General features: G+C 73.0%; 18 protein-coding genes. 12 read left to right on the top strand and 6 right to left on the bottom strand.

Going from position 1 to position 21,094, the window contains the following annotated elements; genetic code table 11:
• Nucleotides 1-91 precede the first annotated feature (91 nt).
• The 4 genes from glnA (O7631_RS30030) to O7631_RS30015 all read left to right on the top strand — a co-directional run bounded on the left by glnA (O7631_RS30030) (nucleotide 92) and on the right by O7631_RS30015 (nucleotide 3,221).
• The gene (gene glnA / locus O7631_RS30030; RefSeq protein WP_203151084.1) at nucleotides 92-1,441 is read left to right on the top strand and encodes a type I glutamate--ammonia ligase; all 1,350 of its coding nucleotides are present in this window, start codon (nucleotides 92-94) and stop codon (nucleotides 1,439-1,441) included.
• Between the two features lie 87 nt (nucleotides 1,442-1,528).
• A complete protein-coding gene (locus O7631_RS30025) occupies nucleotides 1,529-1,954 on the top strand; it encodes a DUF350 domain-containing protein (protein WP_088988294.1) in 426 nt (141 codons plus the stop codon).
• 42 nt (nucleotides 1,955-1,996) lie between these two features.
• Nucleotides 1,997-2,689 carry a WYL domain-containing protein gene (locus tag O7631_RS30020; protein WP_278147340.1) on the top strand — a complete coding sequence of 231 codons (693 nt, stop codon included), beginning with the start codon at nucleotides 1,997-1,999 and terminating at the stop codon, nucleotides 2,687-2,689.
• 151 nt (nucleotides 2,690-2,840) lie between these two features.
• Nucleotides 2,841-3,221: a VOC family protein gene (locus tag O7631_RS30015; RefSeq protein WP_278147339.1), complete on the top strand. Its 381-nt coding sequence runs from the start codon at nucleotides 2,841-2,843 to the stop codon at nucleotides 3,219-3,221.
• 266 nt (nucleotides 3,222-3,487) lie between these two features.
• Here the strand turns inward: O7631_RS30015 and O7631_RS30010 are convergent, their stop codons facing one another.
• Complete coding sequence (locus O7631_RS30010) at nucleotides 3,488-4,120, bottom strand: TetR/AcrR family transcriptional regulator (RefSeq protein WP_278147338.1); 633 nt, start codon at nucleotides 4,118-4,120, stop codon at nucleotides 3,488-3,490.
• Between the two features lie 102 nt (nucleotides 4,121-4,222).
• Here O7631_RS30010 and O7631_RS30005 point away from each other — a divergent pair, with 102 nt between their 5' ends.
• Nucleotides 4,223-5,398 (top strand): MFS transporter, encoded by a 1,176-nt coding sequence (locus tag O7631_RS30005; RefSeq protein ID WP_278147337.1) that lies wholly within the window; start codon nucleotides 4,223-4,225, stop codon nucleotides 5,396-5,398.
• Between the two features lie 7 nt (nucleotides 5,399-5,405).
• On the opposite strand, the gene O7631_RS30000 is transcribed toward O7631_RS30005, so the two are convergent.
• Complete coding sequence (locus tag O7631_RS30000; protein WP_278148063.1) at nucleotides 5,406-5,843, bottom strand: hypothetical protein; 438 nt, start codon at nucleotides 5,841-5,843, stop codon at nucleotides 5,406-5,408.
• A gap of 184 nt (nucleotides 5,844-6,027) precedes the next feature.
• On the opposite strand from O7631_RS30000, the gene O7631_RS29995 reads away from it, so the two are divergent.
• Nucleotides 6,028-6,960 carry a virginiamycin B lyase gene (locus tag O7631_RS29995; RefSeq protein WP_278147336.1) on the top strand — a complete coding sequence of 311 codons (933 nt, stop codon included), beginning with the start codon at nucleotides 6,028-6,030 and terminating at the stop codon, nucleotides 6,958-6,960.
• A 125-nt stretch (nucleotides 6,961-7,085) separates the two neighbouring features.
• Here the strand turns inward: O7631_RS29995 and O7631_RS29990 are convergent, their stop codons facing one another.
• Nucleotides 7,086-8,051: an LD-carboxypeptidase gene (locus O7631_RS29990; RefSeq protein WP_278147335.1), complete on the bottom strand. Its 966-nt coding sequence runs from the start codon at nucleotides 8,049-8,051 to the stop codon at nucleotides 7,086-7,088.
• A 78-nt stretch (nucleotides 8,052-8,129) separates the two neighbouring features.
• On the opposite strand from O7631_RS29990, the gene O7631_RS29985 reads away from it, so the two are divergent.
• The 5 genes from O7631_RS29985 to mptB (O7631_RS29965) all read left to right on the top strand — a co-directional run bounded on the left by O7631_RS29985 (nucleotide 8,130) and on the right by mptB (O7631_RS29965) (nucleotide 16,594).
• Nucleotides 8,130-8,897 (top strand): type 1 glutamine amidotransferase, encoded by a 768-nt coding sequence (locus O7631_RS29985; RefSeq protein ID WP_145779615.1) that lies wholly within the window; start codon nucleotides 8,130-8,132, stop codon nucleotides 8,895-8,897.
• Nucleotides 8,897-11,947: a bifunctional [glutamine synthetase] adenylyltransferase/[glutamine synthetase]-adenylyl-L-tyrosine phosphorylase gene (locus O7631_RS29980; protein WP_278147334.1), complete on the top strand. Its 3,051-nt coding sequence runs from the start codon at nucleotides 8,897-8,899 to the stop codon at nucleotides 11,945-11,947. The genes O7631_RS29985 and O7631_RS29980 overlap by 1 nt, the downstream gene beginning before the upstream one ends.
• Nucleotides 11,940-13,556, top strand: a complete 1,617-nt coding sequence (locus O7631_RS29975; protein WP_278147333.1) for a hypothetical protein — start codon at nucleotides 11,940-11,942, stop codon at nucleotides 13,554-13,556. The genes O7631_RS29980 and O7631_RS29975 overlap by 8 nt, the downstream gene beginning before the upstream one ends.
• Nucleotides 13,557-13,604: 48 nt before the next feature.
• Entirely contained in the window at nucleotides 13,605-15,005 is a 1,401-nt protein-coding gene (gene mptB, locus O7631_RS29970) for a polyprenol phosphomannose-dependent alpha 1,6 mannosyltransferase MptB (RefSeq protein WP_278147331.1), read from the top strand.
• Nucleotides 15,006-15,070: 65 nt separating this feature from the next.
• Entirely contained in the window at nucleotides 15,071-16,594 is a 1,524-nt protein-coding gene (gene mptB, locus O7631_RS29965) for a polyprenol phosphomannose-dependent alpha 1,6 mannosyltransferase MptB (RefSeq protein WP_278148062.1), read from the top strand.
• Nucleotides 16,595-16,656: 62 nt separating this feature from the next.
• Here the strand turns inward: mptB (O7631_RS29965) and O7631_RS29960 are convergent, their stop codons facing one another.
• The 3 genes from O7631_RS29960 to glnA (O7631_RS29950) all read right to left on the bottom strand — a co-directional run bounded on the left by O7631_RS29960 (nucleotide 16,657) and on the right by glnA (O7631_RS29950) (nucleotide 20,160).
• Nucleotides 16,657-17,640 carry a hypothetical protein gene (locus O7631_RS29960; protein WP_278147330.1) on the bottom strand — a complete coding sequence of 328 codons (984 nt, stop codon included), beginning with the start codon at nucleotides 17,638-17,640 and terminating at the stop codon, nucleotides 16,657-16,659.
• A complete protein-coding gene (locus O7631_RS29955) occupies nucleotides 17,637-18,002 on the bottom strand; it encodes a PadR family transcriptional regulator (protein ID WP_278147329.1) in 366 nt (121 codons plus the stop codon). Before O7631_RS29955 ends, O7631_RS29960 begins: the two co-directional genes overlap by 4 nt.
• Nucleotides 18,003-18,735: 733 nt before the next feature.
• Nucleotides 18,736-20,160, bottom strand: coding sequence for a type I glutamate--ammonia ligase (gene glnA / locus O7631_RS29950; protein ID WP_269682983.1), 1,425 nt, complete (start codon nucleotides 20,158-20,160; stop codon nucleotides 18,736-18,738).
• Nucleotides 20,161-20,422: 262 nt separating this feature from the next.
• Here glnA (O7631_RS29950) and O7631_RS29945 point away from each other — a divergent pair, with 262 nt between their 5' ends.
• Nucleotides 20,423-20,821, top strand: a complete 399-nt coding sequence (locus O7631_RS29945) for an RDD family protein (RefSeq protein ID WP_278147328.1) — start codon at nucleotides 20,423-20,425, stop codon at nucleotides 20,819-20,821.
• Nucleotides 20,822-21,094: the final 273 nt, after the last annotated feature.

The raw sequence follows: 21,094 nt of genomic DNA, 5'->3' as shown, positions 1-21,094 counted from the left end.
GTCTGCGTAACCAGGCCCGGGAAGACTGGGCGATCAGGTCGGGTGCAGCCCGGCCAATGCGGACAAATGAGCGTCGCGAGGGGTTGGGGAAGTGGACCGTCAGCAGGAGTTCGTCCTCCGTACGCTGGAAGAGCGGGACATCCGGTTCGTCCGGCTGTGGTTCACGGACGTGCTGGGCACGCTGAAGAGCGTCTCGGTGGCGCCGGCGGAGTTGGAGGCGGCCTTCGAGGAGGGCATCGGCTTCGACGGCTCGGCGATCGAGGGCTTCGCCCGGGTCTTCGAATCGGACATGGTGGCCATGCCCGACCCGACCACCTTCCAGGTCTTCCCGTTCGAGGGCGGGGTCAGCGGCGAGAGCGCCCGGATGTTCTGCGACATCCTGCTGCCCGACGGCGGGCCGTCCTGGGCCGACCCCCGGCACGTGCTGCGCCGGGCGCTGTCCAAGGCCGCCGAGAAGGGCTTCACCTTCTACACCCACCCGGAGATCGAGTTCTTCCTGCTGGAGAACGGTCCGCAGGACGGCTCGCTGCCCACCCCGGTCGACACCGGCGGCTACTTCGAGCACACCACCCACGCCGTGGCCCGCGACTTCCGCCGCCAGGGCGTGCTGGCGCTGGAGCGCATCGGCATCTCGGTGGAGTTCAGCCACCACGAGGTCGCGCCCGGCCAGCAGGAGATCGACCTGCGCTACGCCGACGCGCTGACCACCGCCGACAACATCATGACCTTCCGGCACGTGGTGAAGGAGGTGGCGCTCTCCACCGGTGTGCAGGCCAGCTTCATGCCGAAGCCCTTCACCGACCAGCCGGGCAGCGGGATGCACACCCACCTGTCGCTGTTCGAGGGGGAGCGCAACGCCTTCCACGACAGCGGCGACCCGATGAAGCTCTCCAAGGTGGCCAAGTCGTTCATCGCCGGCCTGCTGGTGCACGCCCGGGAATACACGGCGGTCACCAACCAGTGGGTCAACTCGTACAAGCGGCTCTTCCCGCAGCACCTGCCGGACCGCATCACCGAGAGCCCGGCGTACGTCTGCTGGGGTCACCTCAACCGGTCCGCGCTGGTCCGCGTGCCCGCGTACGGCAAGCCCAACTCGGCCCGGGTCGAGGTCCGCTCGCTGGACTCGGCGACCAACCCGTACCTCGCCTTCGCGGTGCTGCTCGGCGCCGGCCTGAAGGGCATCGAGGAGGGGTACGAGCTGCCGCCCGGCGCCGAGGACGACGTCTGGTCGCTGACCAGCGCGGAGCGGCGTGCGATGGGCTACGAGGCGCTGCCGGAGAACCTGGCCGAGGCGATCGACGTGATGGCCGAGTCCGAGCTGGTCGCCGAGGTGCTCGGCGAGCACGTCTTCGACTTCTTCCTGCGCAACAAGCGGGCCGAGTGGGAGCAGTACCGCCGCGAGGTCACCCCGTACGAGCGGCAGCGCTACCTGGCGCTGTAACGGCGGGGCTGACGCGGTTGCGCCCTGCCGCTATCGTCTCGATCACCGCGCCGGTACCCCTCCGGGCGGAGAGTCGGGAGGCAGTCGGTGCTGGAGGATCTGCTCAGCGGTGCCTGGCAGAGCGTCGTGTTCGGGATCGTGGGCGTCGGGCTCATGGCGGCCGGGTTCGGGCTGGTCGACCTGCTGACCCCGGGCCGGCTGCGGGACCTGATCTGGGTCGACCGCAACGCCAACGCCGGGCTGTTGCTCGCCGCCAACCAGCTCGGCATCGCCGGGATCGTGTTCACCGCGATCCTGACCAGCTACAGCGACTTCGGTAAGGGGCTCGCCTCCACCGTGGTCTTCGGGCTGGTCGGGTTGGCCATCATGGCGCTGGCCTTCTTCGTGCTGGACCTGCTCACCCCGGGCAAGCTCGGCGAGGTCATCTGCTCGCCCGAGCCGCACCCGGCGGCCCGGGTCAGCGCCGCCACCCACTTCGGGGCCGCGCTGATCGTCTGTGCCTGCATCGCCTGAGCACGGTCCGGCTGGTCGTACCCCGGCCGTAGCGTGCCGGGCATGAACCGCACGGACCGTCTCTACGCGCTGGTCGAGGAACTGCGGGCGGTGTCCCCGAGGCCGCGCAGCGCCCGCTGGTTGGCTGCCCGTTTCGAGGTGAGCAGCCGCACCATCGAACGGGACATCGGCGCCCTCCAGGAGGCCGGGGTGCCGATCTGGGCCGAGCCGGGGCGCACCGGCGGCTACGTGGTGGACCGCGCCCGTACCCTGCCGCCGGTCAACCTGACCGCCGCCGAGGCGGTCGCGATGGCCGTCGCGCTGCACCGACTCGCCGGAACGCCGTTCGCCGGGCCGGGCGGCACCGCGCTGCGCAAGCTGGTGGCGGTGCTGCCGGCGGCCGACGCCGCCGAGGCGCACCGCCTCGCCGGCCGGGTGCACCTGGTCGGCGACGGCCCGGCCACGCCCGTCCCGGCCATCGTCGCCGACGCGGTCTCCGCGCGGCGGGTGCTGCGCATCGGGTACGCCGACCGCGACGGCACGGGCTCGCTGCGCGACGTCGAGCCGCTGGGCTACCTCGGCAACACCCGCCACTGGTATCTGGTCGCCTGGTGTCGACTCCGCGACGAGCTGCGCTGCTTCCGGACCGACCGGATCCGCAGCGTCCGGGCGCTGCCCGACGTGGTGTCCCGGGAGTTGCACCTGACGGACCTCGACATCCCGCACCGGCGTGTCCGCCCGCTGAGCCTGGTCTGAGGCGCGGCGGCCGGCTCGTCCGGCGTCTTCGTCGGCACGGAAACCCCGTCGGGTGATCCGGAAACACCGACAGGACGGTGTCGCGGACGGCCCGGAGACTGCTCCGAGACGACGGCCGCAGAGCCGGCACGGGAAACCTTGGAGGCAGCAGATGTCCACGACGACGCCCATCACCTGGTTCGAGATCGGCACCGACCGGCCGGAGGAGGCGGAGCGCTTCTACGGGGAGCTGTTCGGTTGGACCTTCGAGGAGCAGGGATCGGCCGACGGCGGCTCCTACCGGGTGACAGGTGCCGGCGGCGACACCGGGATCGGCGGAGCGATCCGGGCGACCGACGGGACGTCACCGAACTACGCGGTGTTCTACGCCGAGGTCAGCGACGTGGCGGAGACCTGCCGGCAGGCCGAGGCGGCCGGTGGCAAGGTGCTGGTCGCCCCGCGTACGACGCCGGCCGGTCTCACCCTCGCCCACCTGCTCGACCCGGCCGGCAACCACCTCGGCGTGTTCGCGCCGCCGCCCGGCCAGAACTGACGGCCACGCGCCCACGCGCCCCCGACGGCCAGGGGGTCACGCGGCCAGGCGGTCGGTCCCGGACGGGCCTGGCCTGGCGGTGCAGGGCGGTGATCGACTCGGTTTCGCCGGAACCGGGGTGTCCGAATGCCTTCGACACCGCCGATTCCGTGAAACCGAGTCGATCAAGTCCCGGCCGGGCTCACTTGCCGGGCATACCCGCCCACCGCCACCTCGGGGGCACCCTCAGCTTCGGCCTCGACGGGGCGGTGCGGCCTGCGGAGCCGTCACAGCTCGGACGACGATGTCGCCTTCGCGGGCTGCAGGGCCGTGACGGCTCGTATGGCGATGTCCACCGAGGCCTGCAGCTCGTCGTGGCTCGCGCCGGCCGCGGCGTGCACGGCGTGGCCCTCGCTCAGTGCCGTCACGAACCGGGCCAGGGCGCGGGCGTCGACGCCGTCCGGCAGCTCGCCCTCCTGCTCGGCGCGGGTCAGCCGCTCGACGAGGGCGTTCTCGGTGGCGGCGCGGCCGGCGGCCAGGACCTCGGTGATGTGCGAGTTCTCGGGTGAGCAGGCCAGGCCGCCCTGGATGGATAAGCAGCCCGGCGGGTGGTCGGCCACGGTGAACTCCGTGACGCTGGCCCGTAGGAAGGACTCGATGGCGGCGATCGCGGTGGGCTGCTCCAGCGACGCGCGGGCGTTGGCCAGCTGGGTCTCGCGGTAGCGGGCGAACGCGCGGCGGAACAGTTGCTCCTTGCTGCCGAACGTGGCGTACAGGCTGGGCTTGTTGATGCCCATGGCGGCGGTGAGCACGCTCAGCGACGCGCCCTCGTAGCCGTGCCGCCAGAAGGCCGTGGCGGCGCGGTCGAGGACCGTCTCCTCGTCGAAGGCCCGCGGCCGGCCACCGGTGGAAACACTCATGCGTGACATCTTACCGCTCGGTTCAAAAGTGCTTCGCATCACCAACCGATCGGTTCAAAACCTTGTTACGGTCACTGCGTCAGCGACCTACGGGGGGAAAGCATGTCGACCACCATCGCGCCGCCGCACTTGCACCAGAAGGCATCCTGGGCCGGCGTCGTCTCGCTGAGCCTGGGCGTCTTCGCCTTCGTCATGGCGGAGTTCTTGCCCGCCAGCCTGCTGCCGCGCATCGCCGCGGACCTCGGCGTCTCCGAGGGCACCGCGGGCCAGACGGTCACCGTCACCGCCATCGGCGCCGGCCTGGCGGGCCTCCTGCTCCCGATCGCCCTTCCCCGTTTGGACCGGCGCCACGTCATGCTGGGCCTCACCGTTCTCGCCGTCGTGGCCAACCTGCTGGTGGCCGTGGCGCCGAACCTCGTCGTGCTGCTCGCCGCGCGGCTGCTGCTCGGCATCGGCCTCGGCGGCTTCTGGGCCCTGGCCATCGCGATCGCCGCGCAGCTCGTGCCCGGCGACCACATCGGCCGCGCGGTCACCGTCATCAACAGCGGCGTCGCCATAGCCACCATCGGCGCCGTGCCGCTCGGCACCTGGCTGGGCGAGCTGTGGGGCTGGCGGGCCGTGTTCGTGCTCGCCGCCGGGGCCGCCGTGCTCGCCGTCAGCTTCCAGGCCGTCACCCTGCCCCGCGTCACCCCGCAATCGACCGGCGGCCTGCGCGCCCTCGGCACGACCCTGCGCTCCGGCGTCCTGGTGCTCGGCCTGATCGCGATCCTGCTGGTCGCCGCAGGCCAGTTCACCGGCTTCACCTACATCCGCCCGGCCGCGGAAGCCGTCTCCGGCATCGACGCCGGCGGGCTCGCCGTGCTGCTGCTCGTCTACGGCATCGCCAACATGGCCGGCACCGCGCTCGGCGGCTTCCTGGCCGACCGCAGCCTGCGCGTCGCCTCCGTGTTCTTCCCGGCGATCCTCGGCCTGGGCATGCTCGCCATGATCACGACCGGCAGCACCACCGCCGGTCTGTTCGTGGCGGCGGCGCTGTGGGGCTTCGGCTTCGGCGGCTTCCCGACCACCAACCAGACCTGGGGCGCCCGCACCGAACCCGAGCGCCTCGAACAGGTCGGCGGCCTCATCATCACCGTCCTCCAGATCGCCATCGCCCTCGGCGCGGTCGGCGGCGGCCTCCTCGTCGACGGCGTGTCAGCTTCCGCGCCGCTGCTCGCGGGCGGCATCGCCGCCATCGCCGGTGGGGTGCTGCTCGCCAACGCGTACCGGCGCGCCTGACCGGCGCTCAGCTTCCGCCCCACCCGCGGGGGCCGCGGCCGGCCCCGGGGAAGACGCCGGCCTCGACGGCCTTGGTGATGGCGTCGGCCTGCTCCTGGGTGAGCTTGCCGTCCTTGACGGCCTGGTCCAGCCGCTCCTTGAGCGCGGCCTTGCGGTCCTCGCCGGAGGGGCGCTGCGGCCGATCGGCCGGTCGGTGCTGCTCGCGGACCTTCTCCAGGGCGGCGGTCACCTTGTCGGTGGGCACGCCCAGCTCCTTGGCGAGCGCCTCGGCGAACTCGCCCTGCCGGTCGGCCTTCGCACCGGGGGCCGGGGCGCTGCTGACGCTCGGTGCCGGGGTGGGGGTGTCCGCGGCGAACGCGATCGTCGGGGCCGCGATCCCCACGCCGAGGACGCCGGCGGTGGCCAGGCCGGCCAACAGGTGCTTTTTGCGGATGGTGCGGGACATGCTGTCCTCCAGAGGTTCGATCATCCTGCGCTGTCGTCACCGACAGTGACCGGGCAGCCTGGGTGGAAGCCGTGGCGATCCTGTCAGCGGGCTGACAATCGCGGCGGGTGGCGGACGAAACCGGTTGTGCCGTCGCTGGCCGACGGGTCAGGGTGGGCGATCCGACCACGGAAGGACACCGCACGTGACGACCTCCGACATTCGGGAGATACCGCTCGCCGAGCCGGGTGCCGGCCCGTACGGCATCACGGCCGGCCCCGACGGCGCGTTGTGGCTGACGCTGGTCCACGCCGGCGCGATCGCCCGCCTCGGGGTGGACGGCTCGGTCCGTACCTATCCGCTGGAGCCGGCCGGCGGTCGCCCCTTGATCATCACTGCCGGGCCGGACGACGCGCTCTGGTTCACCCGCTCCGGCGACGACCGGATCGGCCGCATCAGCGTCGACGGTGAGCAGCGCACCATCGCCCTGCCCGCCGGCACCGGGCCCGGTGGCATCGCCGTCGGAGCCGACGGCGCGCTCTGGTACGCTGGGATGACCTCCGACACGATCGGCCGGGTGGACACCGACGGCACCCTCACGGTCTTCCCGTTGCCGGTGACCGGCGGGTTCGCCTCGATGATCACCGCGGGCGCGGACCAGGTGCTCTGGTTCACCCTCAACCAGGCGAACGCGATCGGCCGCATCGACCTCGACGGTCGTACCACGCTGCACCCGCTGCCCACCGCGAACGCCGGCCCGGTCGGCATCACCCTCGGCGCCGACGGTGCCGTCTGGTTCGTGGAGATCGCCGCCGGTCAGCTCGGCCGGATCGCCCCGGACGGCGAGATCGTCGAGTTTCCCCTGCCGAACCGTGCGGCCCGTCCGCACGCCATCGTGGCCGACCCGGCGGGCGGCGCGTGGTTCACGGAGTGGGGCGCCAACCGGATCGGTCACCTCGACCCGACCGGCCGGATCGAGGGCTACGACCTGCTCACCCCCAATGCCGAACCACACGGCATCGCCCGCACCGCCGACGGCGTCTGGGCCGCCCTGGAAACCGGCGCGGTAGCCCACCTGCCCCGCCCCACCTGCCCCGCCCCACCCACCTGCCCCGCCCCGCCCGCCCCGCCTAGGTGATCAAGAGGTTTGCGTCAGATTCCGGGCCGGACATGACGCAAACCTCTTGATCACCGGCGGGGGCGGCGGGGGCGGGGGCGGCGGGGGCGGGGCGGGGGCGGCGGAGGGCGGGGCGGGGGCGGCGATCACCGGTGGGGGCGGTGGGGGCGGTGGGGGGAGACGGCGGGGGCGGCGGTCAGGGTGTTGGTTTCCGTGTCCACTGTCGCTCTGGTGCCCACCGGGACCGTCAGTTGGCCGGGGCCGTGGCCGATGGGGAGGCCGCCGAGGACCGGTACGCCCAGGTCGCCGAGGCGTTCGCCGAGCACGTCGACGATCGTGGTGTCCCAGCCGTCACCGCAGTCGGTGAACTGCCCCACCGCCACCCCGGCCAGGCCGTCCAGCGCGCCGGCCCGACGCAGGTGGGTCAACATCCGGTCGACCTTGTACGGGGGTTCCTGCACGTCCTCGATCAACAGCACCGCACCGGTGAGGTCGGGCAGGTCCGGTGTGCCGATCGACGCGGCGATCATGCACAGGTTGCCGCCGAGCAGGGTGCCGGTGGCGTGACCCGGCACGCGGACGTCGAACGTCTCCTCGGTGGGCACCGCGCTGATCGTCACCGGCTCGGTCGTCATCAGCGCCGCGTGCAGGGACTCGGCGGAGCGCAGCGGGGTCCGCTCGTCGCGCCACGCCGCCCCCGGGCCGTGCACCCCGGCCAGCCGGGCGCCCCGCCACAACGCGAACTGCAACGCGGTGATGTCCGAGAAGCCGGCCACCACCTTCGGGTCGTGCCGGACGGCGGCCATGTCGATGGCGTCCACGATGCGCTGGACGCCGTACCCGCCCCGGGTGCAGATGACCCCTCGGATCTCCGGATCGGCGAAGGCGGCGTTCAGGTCGGCGGCGCGCAGATCGTCAGTGCCGGCGAGGAAGCCGTGCCGGGCGTACGCGTTCGGGGCCGGCACCGGGCGCAGACCCCACCCGACGAGCAGTTCCATGCCCCGGGCCACCCGCTCCGGCGAGGTCGGCCCGGACGGTGACACCAGCAGCACCGCGTCCCCCGGCACCAGCACGGGTGGGCGGACGGCGGCGGTGGTGTCCTCGCTGATCACAACCGCAGAGCCTAACGAGCCCACGACGGAGCGAGCCTGTGGCGTGGCACGACGCGGCGTACCCGCTAGCCTCGACGGGTGGCAACCGCGCTGGTGATCGAGAACGACCCGACGGACGACGCCCGCCTCCTGGGCGAGTGGCTGACCGAGGCTGGGCTGGAACTGTGGGTGGTACGCCCGCACGCCGGCGACGAACTCCCCGCCGACCTGGAGGGGTACGCGGCGCTGGTGGTGCTCGGCGGCGAACAACAGGCGTATCCGCTGCCGGACGGATCGCCCGGCGCGCCCTGGTTCCCCGCCGTGGAGGGCCTGCTGCGCAAGGCGGTCCGGCACCGGGTGCCGACCCTGGCCGTCTGCCTGGGCGCGCAACTGCTCGCCACCGCGCACGCCGGGCTGGTCGAACGCAGCCCGTCCGGGCCGGAGATCGGTCCCGGCGTGGTGGGCCGGCGCGACGCCGCCGAGGGCGACCCGCTGTTCCGGTACGTGCCGCTGATCCCGGACGTGCTCCAGTGGCACGTCGACGAGATCACCGAGCTGCCCCGGGGCGCGACGCTGCTGGCCGCGTCGACCCGCTACCCGAACCAGGCGTTCCGGCTCGGTGACCGGGCCTGGGGTCTGCAGTTCCACATTGAGTGCGACGCCGCGATGATCGCCGACTGGTCCACCGACTCGGCCCAACTCGCCGAGCTGGGCTACGACCCGGAGTTGGTGGTGGCGGCCTGCGCCTCGGTGCTGCCCGACATCGAGGAGGTCTGGCAGCCGTTCGCCGCCCGGTTCGCCGCGCTGGCCCTCGGCGAGTTGGACGACAGCGTGACGCGGCGCGGCCTGCCGCTGCTCGGGCACTGATGAGCCGGCCGACCAGGGCGCCGGGGCGGCTCGCCCGGTACGGGTTCGGCACCGCCGAGGGCGACGGCGGCGCGCGCGCCGCGGACCTCCTCGGCCCGGACGGGCTGCGGCTGTGGCGGCCGGAGGAGCAGGAGCCGACCGACGAGGCGGCCGGGGAGTTGCTCGCCGCGCTGTCCCGGGCCGCAGATCCGGACCTGGCGCTGCGTCAACTGCACCGCATCGTCGAGGCCGAACGCCGCGCGACCGAGGGTAGCGGTGCGTCGAGCGGCGGCAGCGGCGACGACGCGCACCCGCCGCTGCTCGCGGAGCTGCACGCCGATCCGGGGCTGCGGCGGCGACTCATCGCCGTGCTGGGCGCGTCGTCGGCGCTCGGCGACCACCTGGTGGCGAACCCCGAGCACTGTCTGACGCTGCGCACCGCGCCCGACGGGCTCGCCCCGATCGCCGAGGGGCGGCTGGAACCGACCGACGGTGGCAACCCGACGGCGGCGTTGCGTTCCGCGTACCGGCTGGCGTTGCTGCGGATCGCGGCGGCGGACCTCACCGGTGGGCGCGGCCTGGAGCAGACCATGGCCGCGCTGTCCGCGCTCGCCGACGCGACGCTGGCCGCCGCGTACGAGATCGCTGTCACGGAGCTGGCGGACGGCACCGAGCGGCCCCGGCTCGCGGTGGTGGCGATGGGCAAGTGCGGTGGTGGGGAGCTGAACTACGTCTCCGACGTGGACGTCATCTTCGTCGCCGCCGAGGACGCCGACCTGTCCGCAGCGACACTGGTGGCGACCCGGTTGATCTCCATCTGCGGGCTGGTCGCCTGGCCGGTGGACGCCGCGCTGCGCCCCGAGGGCAACCGGGGCCCGCTGGTGCGTACCCTCGCCAGCCACCTCGCGTACTACCGGCGGTGGGCGCGCACCTGGGAGTTCCAGGCGCTGCTCAAGGCCCGCCCGGCCGCCGGTGACCTGCCGCTGGCCCAGGAGTGGATCGACCAGCTCGCGCCGCTGGTGTGGCGGGCGGCCGAACGGCCCGAGGCGGTCGAGGACGTCCGCGCCATGCGTCGCCGGATCATCGACCACATCCCGCCGAAGGAGCTGGAGCGGGAGATCAAGCGCGGCCCCGGCGGGTTGCGCGACATCGAGTTCGCCGTCCAGCTGCTGCAACTGGTGCACGGTCGCGGCGACGAGACGCTGCGGGAACCGGGCACCATCCCGGCGCTGCGCGCGCTCGTCGCCGGCGGCTACGTCGGTCGCGCCGACGGCGAGGCACTGCTGCGCGGCTACCGCTTCCTGCGCAGCGTCGAGCACCGGCTGCAACTCCAGGGTCTACGCCGTACGCACACGGTGCCCACCGAGCCGGGCGCGCTGCGCTGGCTCGCCGCCGCGCTGGGTTTCACGGCCGCGCCGGGGCGCAGCGCCGTGGAGAGCTTCCGGGCCGAGTGGGTCACCCACGCCACCGAGGTACGCCGACTGCACGCCAAACTGCTCTACCGGCCGCTGTTGGAGTCGGTGGCCCGGGTGCCGGCGGACGGGCTGCGGCTAACTCCCGAGGCCGCCCGGCACCGACTGGAGATCCTCGGCTTCGCCGATCCGGCCGGGGCGCTGCGGCACCTCCAGGCGCTCACCGGCGGGGTGAGTCGCACGGCGGCCATCCAGCGGACCCTGCTGCCGGTGCTGCTCAGCGAGTTCGCCGACGCGCCGGAGCCGGACCGGGGGCTGCTCAACTACCGCAAGGTCTCCGACAAACTCGGCAGCACCCCCTGGTACCTGCGGCTGCTGCGCGACGGTGGCCCGGTCGCCCGTCGGCTGGCCCGGGTCCTCTCGCTGTCCCGGTACGTGGCCGACCTGCTCGCCCGCGACCCGGAGGCGCTGCGACTGCTGGCCGAGGAGAACGAGCTGGTCCCGCGCTCCCGGGAGGTGCTCCGGGAGGGGTTCCTCGCGGCGGCAGCCCGGCACACCGACCCGGTCGAGGCGACCAGCGCGGTGCGCGCGCTGCGGCGTCGGGAACTGGTCCGGGTGGCCTGTGCCGACGTGCTCTGCCGCGCGGGCTCGCTCGCACCCAGCCCCACCCGGCCGGACGGCACGAGCCGGCCGGCTCCCGGCCTGTCCGACATCACCCAGGTCGGCACGGCGCTCGCCGACGTCACCGACGCCACGCTGGCCGCCGCGCTGCGCGCCGCCCAGGCCAGCCAACCCGCGCCGGAAGGGTTGCGGTTCGCCGTGATCGGGATGGGACGGCTCGGCGGGTACGAGTCGAACTACCTCTCCGACGCCGACGTGCTCTTCGTCTACGACCCGCCCGCCGGGGCCAGCGACAGCGCCGCCAGCGCCGCCGCGCACGCGATCGCCGAGGAGCTGCGTCGGCTGCTCGGCGTGCCCGCGCCCGACCCGCCGCTGGGCGTCGACGCCGACCTGCGCCCGGAGGGCCGGCAGGGTCCGCTGGTGCGCAGCCTCGCCGCGTACGCGGCGTACTACGCCCGCTGGTCGCGGGTGTGGGAGTCGCAGGCGCTGCTGCGCGCCCGGTTCGTCTGCGGAGACGCGGGTCTGGGTGCCGAGTTCGAGGCGATGATCGACCCGGTGCGGTACCCGGCCGAAGGGCTGACCCGTGAGCAGATCGTCGAGATCCGGCGCATCAAGGCCCGGGTGGAGAACGAGCGGCTGCCCCGGGGTGCCGACCCGGCCACCCACACCAAACTGGGTCGCGGCGCGCTGGCCGACGTGGAGTGGGCGGTGCAGCTCGTCCAGCTCCGGCACGCCGGTGCGAACCCGGCGCTGCGCGGCACGCGTACCCTCGACGCTCTCGCGGCCGCCGAGCGGGCCGGCCTGATCGACCCGGCGGACGCCGCCGAGATGGCCGCCGGGTGGTCCCTGGCCGCGCAGGTCCGCAACGCGTTGATGCTGGTCCGCGGTCGGGCCGGCGACCAGTTGCCCCGGCACGGGGTGGAGTTGGCCGGCGTGGTCCGGCTGCTCGGCCGCGACGACCCGGGGGAGTTCCTCGACGAGTACCTGCGCGTCGGTCGTCGCTCCCGGGCCGCCACCGAACGGGTCCTCAATGCCTGACGCGTCGCCACGCCCGTTCGGGCGGCGCACCGGCTGGACGACGGCGACCGGGGTCGCTGTGGTGCTCGCCGTCGCGTTCCTGGTCGCGCCCCGAATGGGCACCGACCTCGCGGCGCAGGTGGCGCGGGCCGAGTTCGCCGACCGGTACGGTGCGACGCCGATCGACCTCGGCTGGTACGGCGGTGTCAACCAGTACGGCTACAGCCTGTTCACGGCCCGGCTGGGCGCGCTGATCGGGATGCGTCCACTGGGGGCGGTCGCCGCCGTGCTCGGCGCGTTCGCGCTGGCGTGGTTGTTCGCCCGGAACCGGGCCCGACGCCCGCTGCTGGCCGGCGTCCTCGGTGCCGTGGTCCTGGTCGGCAACCTGGCGAGCGGACGGGTCACCTTCGCCGTCGGGCTGACGTTCGGGCTGCTCGCGCTCTGCGCCGTCAGCACGGAACGCCCGCCACGTGCCGCCCGGTTGGCGCTCGCCGCGATCTGCGCCGCCCTGGCGACGGCGGCGAGCCCGGTCGCCGGCCTGTTCACCGGGCTGGCCGGCGCGGCGTTGCTGCTGGCCGCCCTCCGCCGTGGGGACGGGCCGGGTCGGGCGCTGGCTGGTGGGTGGCGGGTGGAGGGTCCACTGGCGGAAGGTGTCGTCCTGGCCGTCACGCCCGCTGTCACCCTCGCGCCGATCGCGTTCCTCTTCGGCAACGGGGGCACCCAGCCGTACTCGGCCGAGTCGATGCGGATCAACGTCGCGCTCGCCGTGCTGGTGGCGGTCCTGGTGCCGCGACGCCGCCGGGTGCTGCGGGTCGGCGCGGCGCTCACCGTCCTGCTCCTGGTCGCCGCCTACTACGTGCCCAGCCCGATCGGGTCCAACGCGCTGCGCCTGCCGTTGCTCTTCGCGCTGCCCGTGCTGGCCGGGTACGCTCCGCTGCCCGGCCCGTGGCTGGCCGGGCTGCTCGCCGCGACGGTGTGGTGGCAGTCGCCGGTGATGACGAGCGACGTCACCCGGGCCGGTGCCCCGGAGAGCGCCCCGGCGTTCCACCGCCCGCTCGCGGAGGAACTGCAACGGCGGCAACCCGTCGGACGGGTCGAGGTGGTGCCGCTGCGCGACCACTGGGAATCCGCGTACCTGCCACCGACAGTGCCCCTGGCCCGTGGCTGGGAACGCCAGGTCGACAGCGATCGCAACGCGCTGTTCTACGACGGCACCCTGAACGCGCAGACCTACGGGCAGTGGCTGCACGACGAGGCGGTGACCTACGTGGCGATCGCCCCGGGCGCCCCCGCCGACCGGTGGGGCCGGGACGAGGCCGCGATGATTCGCGCCGGCCTGCCGTACCTGCGGGAGGTCTGGCGCGACAGGACCTGGCGGCTGTACGCGGTGGCCGACCCGACGCCCCTGGTCGGCGCACCCGGCCGGCTCATCGCCTCGGACCGGGGCTCGGTGCGGCTGACCGCCGAGCCCGGCGACATGCCGGTGCGGGTGCGCTGGTCACGGTGGCTGTCGCTCGACGGCCCCGACGGCTGCGTGCGACAGGGCGCGGACGGCTGGACCGAGGTGCGGGTCCGCGCGGCCGGCGACTACACGATCTCCAGCAGTCTGGCCCCGGCCCGGCACTGCTGACGGTTCCTGCCGTCACCCACCGACCGGTGTGCTGGCAGCATGTCGGGCGTGCCTTCCCACCTCGCGCGCTGGACCGGCCTGGTCGGCTCGACGCTGCTCGCGCTGTCCGCGTTCCTCGGGGGAGCGTTCCCCAGCGGCCCGCTGCGCAGCACCCCGGTCAGCATCTGGCAGGGCCCCGACGGGCCACTGGTCCTGGCCGCCTGGGTGGTCGGCACCGGCCTGCTCGCGTACGCCTGGTGGGCGCTGCGCGACGGAGTGCCGTCGACCCGCTGGGCGCTGGTCACCGTAGGGCTGTGGCTGTTGCCGCTGCTCGTCGCGCCACCGTTCGGCAGCCGCGACGTGTACGCGTACGCCTGCCAGGGCGCCAGCTTCGCCGGCGGCATCAGCCCGTACGAGCACGGTGTCTCCGCGCTGCCCTGCCCCTGGCTGGACACGGTCTCCGTCATCTGGCGGGACACCCCGGCACCGTACGGGCCGCTGTTCGTCCTCATCGCGGGCGCGGTGGTCGAGGTGACCGGATCGCTGAACGCCAGCATCGTGCTGTTCCGGGCGCTGTCTCTGATCGGTGTGGCGCTGACCGCGTGGGCGCTGCCGGTGCTGGCCCGCCGAGCCGGGGTTCCGGCCGGACGGGCGGTGTGGCTGGCGCTGGGCTGTCCACTCGTCGCCGCGCACCTGATCGGCGGTCCCCACAACGACGTGTTGATGCTCGCCGCGCTGGTCGGAGGGCTGGCCGTGGTGGCGTCCCACCCGAGCCGGCGCGGGATGCTGCTCGTCGGCGGGCTGCTCCTCGGCGTCGCCGTGGCGATCAAGGTCACCGCCGTGGTGGTGGTCCCGTTCGCCGCCCTGGCGGCCACCGCCGGGCCGTACCGGATCCGGACGCTGATCCGCGACGGCGGTTGGGTGGTCGGCGGGACCATCGCCGCCGTCGTGGCGGTGACAGTGGCCGGCGGGCTCGACTTCGGCTGGATCGGCGGGCTGTCCCAGGGCGGCGCCGCCATCGCCTGGACCTCCCCACCCACCGCCGTCGCGCAGACCATCGGCTACCTCGCGGTGCCGTTCGGCGGTCACGTCGACGCGTTGCCGGTGACGCGCGGGATCGCCGTGGTGCTGCTGGCCGTCCTGCTCGTCTGGCTCTGGTGGCGGGCCCGCACCCGTGACCCGCTGTTCTACGCCGGCCTCGCGCTCGCCGTCACCGTCGCGCTCGCACCGGTGGTGCACCCCTGGTACTGGACGTGGCCGTTGTTCGTGCTGGCCGCCACCGCTCGGCGTACCGGATGGTTCGTCGTGGTCGCCCTGGTCGCGTCGTTCCTGATCCTGCCGGACGGCACCGGGCTTCCCCGGTACACCAAGACGGTCGGGGCGCCGCTGATGACGCTGTTGGTGATCGTGGTGGTCGTCCGGTTGGTACGGTCGGCTCGGGCGGCCCGTCAGCCGGTCGCCGCCGACTGAGGGAAGGTGCGCCGGTGACCGCTCCCGGCCCGCCTGGTGCGTCCGGCCTGCCTGGTTCGCTCGGCCTGCCTGGTTCGCTCGGCCCGGCTGGACCGGTGGCGGCGTCGGGTGCGCGGTACGTCGGCCTGGCCGGCGCGGCACTGCTCGCCGTGGCCGGACACCTCGGCGGTGCGCTGCCCGACGCCCCGCTCGGCGTGACACCGGCGTCGATCTGGCGAGCCCCGGACGGCCCTGCGACGCTGATCTGCTGGCTGGTCGGCACCACGCTGCTGGTCGGCGCGTGGTGGTCGTTGCGCCACGGCGCTCCGTCGACCCGGTGGGCCTACGTCACCGCCGGGCTGTGGGCGTTGCCCCTGCTGGTCACGCCCCCGATGGGCAGCCGGGACGTCTACTCGTACGCCTGCCAGGGCTGGACGTACGCGCACGGCGTCGACCCCTACTCGGTGGGGGTGGCGGCGGCGGGCTGCCCGTGGCTGGACACGGTCGCGCCGATCTGGCGGGACACCCCGGCACCGTACGGGCCGGTGTTCGTGCTGCTCGCCGCGCTCGCCGTCGGCCTCGGCGGCGGGTTGACCGGCACGATCGTGGCGCTGCGGGTGATCGCCGTGGCGGGGCTGCTGCTGGCCGCGTTCTGCCTGCCCGGTCTGGCCCGCGCCGCCGGCGTGCCGACCCGACGGGCCGCCTGGCTGGCGCTGGCCGGCCCACTGGTCGGCGTACACCTGGTGGCCGGGGCGCACAACGACGCCGTGATGCTGGGTCTGCTGCTCTGCGGGCTGCTGGTGGCGATCCGGCGACCGGTCCGGCCCGGGGCGCTGCCGCTGGCCGGGGCGCTGCCGCTGGCCGGAGGGCTGCCACTGGCCGGAGGGCTGCCTCTGGTCGGAGGGCTGCCTCTGGTCGGGCGGCTGCTGCTGGCCGGCGCGCTGCTCGGGCTGGCGGTCACGGTGAAGGCCACTGCCGTGGTGGTGGTGCCGTTCGCCGTGCTGGCCGGGGTGCGGCATCCGTACACGGTGCGGGCGCTGGTGCGCGACGGCGGCTGGCTGGCCGGAGGGCTCGTCGGCGCGGTGCTGGTCACCTCAGTGCTGTCCGGTCTCGGGTTCGGCTGGGTGGGCGGGCTGACGCACAGCGGCGACTCCGAGCAGTGGACGTCGCCACCCACCGCCATCGGGTTCGTGGCGGACTACGCCGGAGCGTTGGTCGGCCGGGACCCGCAGGCGGTACCGGTGATCCGCGCGGTCGCCCTGCTGCTGCTCGCCGGTGTGCTGGTGGTGCTCTGGTGGCGGACGTGGCGGGCACTGCGCCGGCTGAACGACGTGCGGGTGGTGCTGCGCGGTGCGGCGCTGGCGCTTGTCGCCACCGTCGTCCTGTCCCCGGTGTTCCACCCCTGGTACGCCACCTGGCCCCTCGCGCTGCTCGCGCTGACCACCGTCCAAACCAGGTGGTTCACGGTGCCGACGGCGCTGGCGGCCTTCCTCGCCCTGCCCGACGGCACGAACCTGGCCCGCTTCACCAAGGCCCCCGGCGCGCTGGCGATGACCGCGCTGCTCCTGACCGTCCTCCTCCGCGCCACCCGCCGCAGTCGACCCGGATGATCATGAGGTTGACGAGGCTGATCCGGACGGAACGCCTCGCCAACCTCATGATCGTCAGGTCGTCAGGCTCGCGCGCCGCAGGTGGGGCACTGTCGGTCGGAGGGGTGGGGGGTTCGGGTTTGGCGGGAGCGGAACAGGACGGTCAGGAGCAGTGCGGCCGGACCGGCGACCGCGACGACGACGGCGGTCACCGCCAGTTCCGCGAAGGTGATGGGGCCGTACGCCGGGCCGAAGCTGTCGGCCAGGCCGGGCACCGCCAGGAAGCCGGCGGGGGTGAGCAGTGTGACGAGCGCCCAGCCGCCGCGGGTGTCCCCGCCCAGTGCCAGACCCATGGCCAGCAGAGCCCCGACGACCAACAACACTCCACCGACGGTGGGCAGGAAGATCTCCAGGGTGGCGCCGTAGTAGGTGCCGACCGCGTCCAGGCCCACCAGGAACTCCGTCGCCATCACCGCTGACAGTGCGGACAGCGCCGGCGCGAGGCGGATCGCCCGGGAGGATTGGTCTGGCAGGGCGAGCCCCAGCAGGCCCAGGACCACCTGCGGCAGCAGCACCATCAGCGGCGGTCGGACTGCGTCGAGCGCCGCTGCCACCGGTGGCAGCGCAATCGTGAGCAGGAGCGCGAGGGCGATGGCCCACCGGGCGACCCGGCTCGGCGCGAGGGCGATCACCACCGCCGCCAGCAGCCATGCCGCCCACGTGACGACACCGAGCGAGACGAACGGGCCGACGTGGGGGACGCCCCACTCCGCGGGCGGCGGATGCAGCTCCGCCGTCCCCCAGACGCCGGCGAGCGCGCTCGCGGTGACCAGGGCCAGCAGTGCCGCGAGGCGTACCCCCGGGATCAGGCCGGTGACGCCCGCGGCCCGCAGCCGCTGGCGGAGACCGCCGCGCACCAGGTCCGCGGCGTCCGCCGGCGTCGGCCAGCGTTGGTCAGGGGAGGCCAGGTCGAGGTAGGTGCCGACGATCTCGGCGCCGCGGGCGCGCCGGTAGTCGATGGGGTACGCGCGCAGAAGCCGGAGGTAGCGGCGTTCCAGGTCGTTCATGCCAAGCCTCCGGCCGTGCGCGGAATGGTGGGGAGGGTGGCCCGAGAACGTTTGGACAACCGGCTGGTGGCGGCTTCGACGTTGCGGCGCAGCCGCTCGGTCTCGCTGCTCAGCGTGGTCTCACCGCTGGTGGAGAGGCTGTAGTAGCGGCGCAGTCGGCCGTCCACCACCTCCTCCCGGTCGACCTCGACGAGGCCGGCGTCGACGAGTCGGTCGAGCGCACCGTAGAGCGTCCCGGGGCGGAGCGACACGCGGTTGTCGGAGAGGGCGGCGACCTCACCGATCAGCCCGTAGCCGTGCATCGGCTGGGCGGCCAGCGCGGTGAGGATCAGGAAGGTCGGTTCGCGCAGAGGCGTGTCCACACGGAGCAATATATCGGACGCGAAGGTATGCCGGGGGGCGGCGCACAGCGAGCCGGGCCGGCTCCGCGATCGCTCGCCCTACCCGCCTGAGGCTTTTACCGCGTTGTCGCCACCGACGACGCGTGGTGTAGTTCGGTCGTGGGCGACATCGAGACAGCGGCCATGCGGAACATCCGTCGGTGGCTCATGGGCGAGATCTTTAACCGGACTACCGGCATCCGCTTGGTAGGCGGTCCCCGTGACGGCCGATGCCAGATCGTGCAACTGGACATGGATGGCCAGCCCTCGCCGGGATTACGGACAGGCAACGTGGGTGGCGATACGTGGTCCGTCTACCTCCTGTCGGCGACGGGTGGCGACGGCGCCGAGCATTCATGGGTATACCGATTCGCAGGCACGGAGCCTCGATCATGACCTGATGCGGGGAGCCATCTGGCTTCCACGCGCTTGCCTCAGCCCTGGCTCCTCCCGACTGGCCCGCGACACTCAGGCGTCGAGCTTGCAGCAAGGGCCAGGGCGCAGCACGCCCGCCGTCACGCTCAACACTGAGGTGCACGAGTGGCCGGACGTGCTCGATCGCACCCGGCTGCTCATCGACGGTGCGCTCGGCCAACACGAAACGGCGGCCACGCCGGCTGTAAGCCGGGCATGACCGCCGTCCGTGAGGTTGTACCCAACCTGTAACCAAGATCAGTAGCGATCCTGTTGGTGCAGGTCAGAGCCTTGATCAGGCTCAGCAGTCGTAGTACATGGCGAACTCGTGCGGGGTCGGGCGCAGACGCACCGGGTCGACCTCGTTGGCGCGCTTCCAGTCGACCCAGGTGGAGATCAGGTCGGGGGTGAAGACGCCGCCGTCGAGCAGGTAGTCGTGGTCGGCCTCGAGCGAGTCGAGCACGGCCGGCAGCGAGCCCGGCACCTGCTTGACGTCGCCCCACTCCTCCGGCGGGAGGTCGTAGAGGTCCTTGTCGATCGGCGTCGGCGGCTCGATCTTGCTCTTGATGCCGTCCAGGCCGGCCATCATCATGGCGGAGAAGGCCAGGTAGACGTTGGCCGACGGGTCCGGGACCCGGAACTCGACACGCTTGGCCTTCGGGTTGCTGCCGGTCACCGGGATGCGGGTGCAGGCGGACCGGTTGCGCTGCGAGTAGACCAGGTTGACCGGCGCCTCGAAGCCCGGCACCAGGCGGCGGTACGAGTTGACCGTCGGGTTGGTGAAGGCCAGCAGCGACGGCGCGTGGTGCAGCAGACCACCGATGTACCAGCGGGCCATGTCGGACAGGCCGGCGTAACCGGTCTCGTCGTAGAACAGCGGCTCACCGTTGAGCCAGAGGCTCTGGTGGGTGTGCATGCCGGAACCGTTGTCACCGAAGAGCGGCTTGGGCATGAACGTCGCGGTCTTGCCGTTGGCCCAGGCCTCGTTCTTCACGATGTACTTGAAGAGCTGGAGCTGGTCGGCGGCGTGCAGCAGCGTCGAGAACTTGTAGTTGATCTCGGACTGGCCGGCGGTGCCCACCTCGTGGTGCGAACGCTCCACGGTGAACCCGGAGTCGACCAGCCGACGCACGATCGAGTCACGCAGGTCGGCGTAGTGGTCGACCGGCGGCACCGGGAAGTAGCCGCCCTTGTACGCGGTCTTGTAACCGCGGTTGCCGCCCGCCTCTTCGCGACCGGTGTTCCAGGCGCCCTCGATCGAGTCGATGTAGTAGAACGACTGGTGCGCCGAGGTCTCGTGGCGGATCGAGTCGAAGATGTAGAACTCCGCCTCGGCGCCGAAGTACGCGGTGTCGGCGATGCCGCTCGCCGCGAGGTACGCCTCGGCCTTCTTCGCCACGTTACGCGGGTCGCGGGTGTACGCCTCGCGGGTGAACGGGTCGTGGATGAAGAAGTTCAGCGCGAGAGTCTTCTGCGCGCGGAACGGGTCGATGAACGCGGTGGCGACATCCGGGAGCAGGAGCATGTCCGACTCGTGGATCGCCTGGAAACCGCGGATCGACGAACCGTCGAACGCGAGGCCGTCAGTGAAGAGATCGTCGTTGACGGACTCGACCGGCAGGTTGAAGTGCTGCATCACGCCGGGCAGGTCACAGAAACGAACGTCGACGAACTTCACGTCCTCGTTCTTGAGGTATCGCAGCAGTTCCTCGGGGTTGGCGAACACACATCCTCCTGGCACGTCCACGGGGTGGCTAGGCTTCTGGCGACGCTAGGGCCGGGGGGTTGCCCGGCCGTGTCTCCGTTGTTTCTGCCGTGTTACGTCCCTCGCGGAGCGTCAGCGACACTCCGGTCGACGCCTCGGCCCGCTGCGAGCGCCGTACCGACTGTGCCAGTCTAATGACATCTGATGCGTTTAGCCTGAATCGGCACACAGTGGCGGCGGCACCCGGCAAGCCCTCGTTCCGGCGCGGATACCCTTGACCGCTGTGACCAATCCGCACACACCGGCAGCGCCAGCCACCGACCCCACCTTCACCCCGCCGACCCTCGGGCGACGGTTCGGGGCGCTGATCATCGACTGGGTGCTCTGCCTGCTGGTGTCCAACTTCTTCGCCGATCCGGTCCGCGACGGCTGGGCGCCGGTGCTGGTGCTGGTCCTGGTGTACGGCTTCTTTCTCGGCCTGTTCGCCCAGACCCCCGGCATGTACATCACGAAGATCCGCTGCGTGAACTGGCACGACGGCGGCCGCATCGGAGTGCTCCGAGGGTTGATCCGGGGCCTGCTGCTGGCCCTCGTCGTCCCCGCGCTGATCATGGACGAGCACCGCCGAGGGCTGCACGACCGGCTCGCCGACTCGGTCATCGTCGACGCACCCCGCGGCTGATCAGACCCCCTGCGCCCGCCACCGCGCGACTCGTCGCCAAGATCCGCGCAACATCGGGGATGTTGGTGTCTCCTGCGTGTCGGAGGCAGCAACATCGCCGATGTTGTGAGGATCTTGGGCGCGGGGCGCGGGGCGCGGGGCGCGGGGCGCGGGGCGCGGGGCGCGGGGCGCGGGGCGCGGGGCGCGGGGCGCGGGGCGCGGGGCGCGGGGCGCGGGGCGCAGGGCGCAGGGCGCAGCGACGCGAAAAGAGCCGGGCCCGTGCGGGTCCGGCTC

This window comes from Micromonospora sp. WMMD967 (genome assembly GCF_029626165.1).
GTDB lineage: Bacteria > Actinomycetota > Actinomycetes > Mycobacteriales > Micromonosporaceae > Micromonospora > Micromonospora taraxaci.
This window is presented reverse-complemented; position numbering and strand designations above follow the sequence as displayed.